The following is a 5,321-nucleotide window of genomic DNA, read 5'->3' on the forward strand; positions in this document are numbered from 1 at the left end:
ATTTTAGAGCACTGTTTCTTCTTTTGTGCTTTACATTTCTTTACAAAGCTTACTTAAGTTTTGCAATTCTATTACAAAAAAGTCATTTAGCAAAATATTTTATTACTTTTTTTGATCTTTTTTTATTATTTTAGAATTTCTTTATATAATTCAATTTATTAATTTGTATTTTTTTGCTAATTTCATTACATTTGATTATATCTTTATGAAAAACAATGATTAAATAACGCCCATATTTTACGTAGGATGACATAAAAAATGTTAAAAATAATAAGCTAAAAATACTATTTCAATAAAAACTTAAATTTTGGCATTAGGTCTTTATGTAATATTTCTGCTCTTTTACAACAGCTATTGTTGTTTTATTGTCCTTCATTATAAATCTCTAAGTTTTCAGGCTCTTTAGATTCTGAAGATTTTTTACTTTCAGTTCTTTTTTGTTCTAATAATGACAAATAGTTATCATCAATCCCTTCAGTAATATATTTTCCATCAAAAACAGAACACTCTAAATGATGAATATTAGGATTTTGCTGTGTAATTGAATCAATTAAATCAGATAAATCTTGAAAAATAAGTTTATCAGCACCAATATCTTTTGCTATTTCATCAACCGTTCGATTATAAGCAATAAGTTCACTGGCAACAGGCATATCGATCCCATAAACATTGGGATGTCTAATTTCTGGTGCAGCAGATGCTAAATAAACTTTTTTGGCACCAACTGAACGCACCATTTCAAGAATTTCCTTTGAGGTTGTGCCACGAACAACAGAATCGTCAACTAATAGTACATTTTTGCCTTCAAATTCAATACGATTCGCATTGAGTTTTCTTCTTACTGATAATTTACGTGTGCTTTGTCCTGGCATGATAAAAGTGCGACCAATATAACGATTTTTAACAAACCCTTGGCGATAAGGTTTATTTAAAATACGCGCTATTTCAAATGCCGCATCGCATGATGTTTCGGGGATAGGGATGACAACATCAATATCAATATCCTTCCACTCTCTCGCTATTTTTTGCCCAAGCTTTTGCCCCATCAAAATACGTGATTGATAAACCGATACGCCATTCATTAATGAATCTGGTCTTGCAAAATAAACATATTCGAAAATACATGGGTAATATTGAGGATTATTAGAACATTGTTGAGAATATAATTGGCCATCTTGAGTAATATAGATGGCTTCGCCTGGTTCGACATCGCGCATAAATTCAAAATCAAGAATATCTAATGCGACGCTTTCAGATGCAACCATGTATTCGACTTTTTGATTTTCAAGAGTACGTTTGCCTATCACTAAAGGGCGAATCCCATAAGGATCACGAAAAGCAACAAGACCATGACCAATAATCATCGCAACACAAGCATATGCGCCTTTAATAATATTATGTACATTATGTATTGCGGTAAAAATATTATCTGCGGTTAGAGGATAAGTTGGGAATTTGTCGAGTTCGTGAGCAAAAATATTGAGTAAAACTTCAGAATCAGAATTCGTGTTGATATGCCTTCTTGCTAGCTCAAATACTTTATTGCGTATTTGTTCAGTATTGGTTAAATTTCCATTGTGGGCAAGAGCAATACCATAAGGTGAATTAACATAAAATGGTTGCGCTTCGGATGGATTGGAACTACCTGCTGTTGGATAACGGATATGCCCTATGCCCAAATTACCTTGCAGCCGTTGCATATGATGTTCTTGAAACACATCTCTAACTAAGCCATTTGCTTTGCGTAAACGAAAGCGATTTTGATTATCAATAGTCACAATCCCTGCGGCATCTTGCCCTCGATGCTGCAAAACAGTCAATGCATCATAGATCGATTGATTAACAGTACTATACCCTACAATACCAACGACACCACACATGCTATAGTTACCTCGATTTATTGTACTAAAAAAGAAGAAGACTGCTGTATAAAATCAAAAAACCAACGAATAATAAAATGAAAATGTGGAATTAGCTGCGATTGCACCCAGTAAGGTGATTGCGATAACGGTGTAAAAGTATCAACTAAAAAGAGTATTGCAGCAACAACTAAAACTCCTCGTAGCACACCAAAACAGATACCTAATATGCGATCAGTGCCAGATAATCCCGTTTTTTGAACTAATTGACCAATAACATAAGACACTATCGCACAAACCAATAGTGTAGTAATAAAAAGGAGAACAATAGCTACAGCAATACGTATTATATCGCTATCAAAATAAGCTAAATAATCGGTAATATAGATATAAAATCGGCTGGAAATAAAAAAAGCTAAGATCCAACTAATTAATGATAATGCTTCTCGTATAAATCCTCGCACAATGCTAATCAATGCCGAGAATGCAATCACTCCGATAATCGTAAAATCAATCCAATTCAACATAATAATTCACAATTTTATATTAATAATATTTTATTTTAATTACTGTTTACAACATAAAAAAACGATAGCAACCAATAAAACAGAACTTAATTAGCAACGATCATACCTTTTAATTTTGTTAGATTATTTAAGTTAATAATGACTTGTTCTGCTTGCTTTTTATTAGCATATGGGCCAACCTGTAACTTAATTAACTGATCAGGTTCAGGCTTTTGTGGTATTGTTCTAACGTTATAATTATTTAACCTTAATAATGCAACTAATTCTTCTATTTTTTGCCTATTTTTCAAAGCAGTAAGCTGGATCATATAAGGTTTAGGTTCTTGTTGCGAAGTTGAAGAATTAGCTATCGTTGTTGAAGTGTCGATATCAACAATATCTGGCGAAACAAATGAACTTGGATTTTGCTCTGAGTCTGATATATAAGAATCTTTTGATCTATCACTGGTTAAATTGTCATCAAAATCATCTGGGGATTCTACTTCACGGTTTTGCTGAGTAATCACTTCTGGTTGCAAAATAGGTGTTGTCGAAGTTCGTAAGTTGGATTTATCCGTTATAATGGAAGGGATAATTGCTGCGATAATAAGCAATAATGTAGCAAAACCTACAAGGCGATTCCTTACTTTATTTTGGTTTTTGGGGCTAATTTTTTGATTGTTCACCATGTTCAATTTCACTTAATGCTCTGTTTCAGCTAAAACCTCTGATACCGTATGAAATGAGCCACATACCACAATAATATCATCCTCTTTAGCATCTTGAATTGCTGTTTGATAAGCAGTAGAAACTGTATCAAATGTTGATATATTAAGCTCACCTTTACTTAATAAGTGCTGTTTTAATACTGCTGCGCTACAACCTCGCTCACCATAAAGTGAAGCGCAATACCATTTATCCCCTTTTAAAATGGACAACGTACTTTTAATATCTTTATCTTTAAGCATACCAACAACAAATCTAACTTCACTAATACTTGGATATTCCATTTTTAGTTTTTCCAATTGTTGTGTTAAATAGCCTGCGGCATGTGGGTTATGTGCGACATCAAGGATCACAAGAGGCTTTTTTTGAATAATTTGAAAACGCCCAATCAATTTAGATTTTGCCAAACCTTTAGTTATTTGTTCTTTGGTTATTTTAAGTGATGAGTAACTTAAGGCAGCAATTGCGGTTGCGGCATTAGCTAAAGGAACATCGGCAATAGGTAGATTGTCATATTGCTTTATTGGTGATTTAAATGTCCAAGCATCTTCGCTAACTTGTTGATAGTGCCAATCGCCATTGACCGCATGGATAGGACAACTGGCTAATTTAGCTGCATTTAAGATGGATTCAGGTATTTCTGGCTCGCCTACAATAGCAATACTTTTAGGCTTGAAAATACCTGCTTTTTCTCGTCCTATGCTTTCACGGGTTTCCCCTAAATAATCAACATGATCAATGCCAATTGTGGTAACTACGGCTACATCAGCATCAACAATATTAGTTGCATCAAGCCTCCCACCAAGCCCAACTTCTAATATAACAACATCTAATTTTGCTTGTTTAAATTGATAAAGCGCAGCCAATGTTGCATATTCAAAATAAGTAAGCGATATATCGCCTCTGGCTTTTTCTATTTCTACAAAGGCTTTTATGGTGTTTTGTTCACTTGACTCTTGATTATTAATACGTACACGTTCTGTAAACCGTAATAAATGAGGTGAACTATAAATGCCAACTTGTAAGTTAGCCTCAAGCAATATCATTTCAAGAGTTCGGCATGTTGTGCCTTTGCCATTAGTGCCTGCAACAGTAAAAACATAAGGTGCAGGTTGTAATAAATTTAGGCGTTTAGCTACCGTTTTGACTCGTTCTAAACCCAAATCAATAGTTGTAGGATGTAATTGCTCTAAATAACAAAGCCATGTACTTAAATCGGACATGGCGTTGGGTTGTTTGTTTTGCATACTCAATTAAACTGTCTCGTTTAGAGTAACATCATTAAAAGGATCCGGCTGTTTCATCAGTTTTGTTATTAAACTGGCAATCTTAGGTCGCATATCTTTACGATGAATAATCATATCAATGGCGCCTTTTTCAAGTAAAAACTCACTGCGTTGAAATCCTTCAGGCAATACTTCACGTACAGTTTGTTGGATCACTCGTGGCCCAGCAAAACCGATTAACGCTTTAGGTTCAGCTATATTAATATCGCCTAACATTGCCAAACTTGCCGATACCCCTCCCATTGTGGGGTCGGTCATGACTGAAATATAAGGTAAGCCTTCATCTTGCATTTTGGCAAGAATAGCACTGGTTTTTGCCATTTGCATTAATGAAAATAATGCCTCTTGCATTCGAGCTCCACCGCTTGTTGAAAAACAAATTAACGGACATTTATCGGCAATAGCTTGTTCCGCTGCACGAGTAAATAATGCACCAACAACAGAGGACATCGATCCACCAATGAAAGAAAACTCAAAACAAGCGACAACGACAGGTGTACCAAACAATGTCCCCTTCATTACCACCATCGCTTCTTTTTCGTGAGTTTCTTTTTGCGCAGCAGTTAAACGATCCTTATATTTTTTAGTATCTTTGAATTTTAAGATATCTTTAGGCATAAGATCTGTGCCAATTTCGACATCTGAACCATCGTCTAAAAAGCGGTATAAGCGCACACGGGCGGGAATATGCATGTGGTGATCGCATTTTGGACAGACTTCTAAATTAAGATCCAGTTCAGCCTGATAAATAACTTGCTCACAGTTACTGCATTTTGTCCAAACACCACCAGGAATATTCGCCTTTTTATGATCTGACGATATATTATTTTTACTAAGAATTTTTTCAATCCAGCTCATTATGATTCTCTCATTCTGGCACTCTTTACAAATTTCGGAGTATTGTACAATACTTTGTACTAATTCTTAATAGTTGTTTTTATTTT

Annotated in this window: 5 protein-coding genes; all 5 read right to left on the bottom strand. The window is 34.6% G+C overall.

What is annotated here, in order from left to right; translation table 11 throughout:
• Positions 1–362: 362 nt before the first annotated feature.
• The gene (purF, locus tag A9G30_RS10670; protein ID WP_065588948.1) at positions 363–1,880 is read right to left on the bottom strand and encodes an amidophosphoribosyltransferase; all 1,518 of its coding nucleotides are present in this window, start codon (positions 1,878–1,880) and stop codon (positions 363–365) included.
• Positions 1,881–1,897: 17 nt separating this feature from the next.
• The gene (locus A9G30_RS10675) at positions 1,898–2,383 is read right to left on the bottom strand and encodes a CvpA family protein (protein WP_065588950.1); all 486 of its coding nucleotides are present in this window, start codon (positions 2,381–2,383) and stop codon (positions 1,898–1,900) included.
• 89 nt (positions 2,384–2,472) lie between these two features.
• Positions 2,473–3,054 (bottom strand): SPOR domain-containing protein, encoded by a 582-nt coding sequence (locus A9G30_RS10680; RefSeq protein ID WP_065588949.1) that lies wholly within the window; start codon positions 3,052–3,054, stop codon positions 2,473–2,475.
• 12 nt (positions 3,055–3,066) lie between these two features.
• Positions 3,067–4,338, bottom strand: coding sequence for a bifunctional tetrahydrofolate synthase/dihydrofolate synthase (gene folC / locus A9G30_RS10685; protein WP_065588951.1), 1,272 nt, complete (start codon positions 4,336–4,338; stop codon positions 3,067–3,069).
• A gap of 6 nt (positions 4,339–4,344) precedes the next feature.
• Positions 4,345–5,235, bottom strand: coding sequence for an acetyl-CoA carboxylase, carboxyltransferase subunit beta (gene accD, locus A9G30_RS10690; RefSeq protein WP_065566878.1), 891 nt, complete (start codon positions 5,233–5,235; stop codon positions 4,345–4,347).
• Positions 5,236–5,321: the final 86 nt, after the last annotated feature.

The sequence above is a fragment of the Gilliamella sp. Fer4-1 genome (assembly GCF_001690515.1).
GTDB lineage: Bacteria > Pseudomonadota > Gammaproteobacteria > Enterobacterales > Orbaceae > Gilliamella > Gilliamella apicola_C.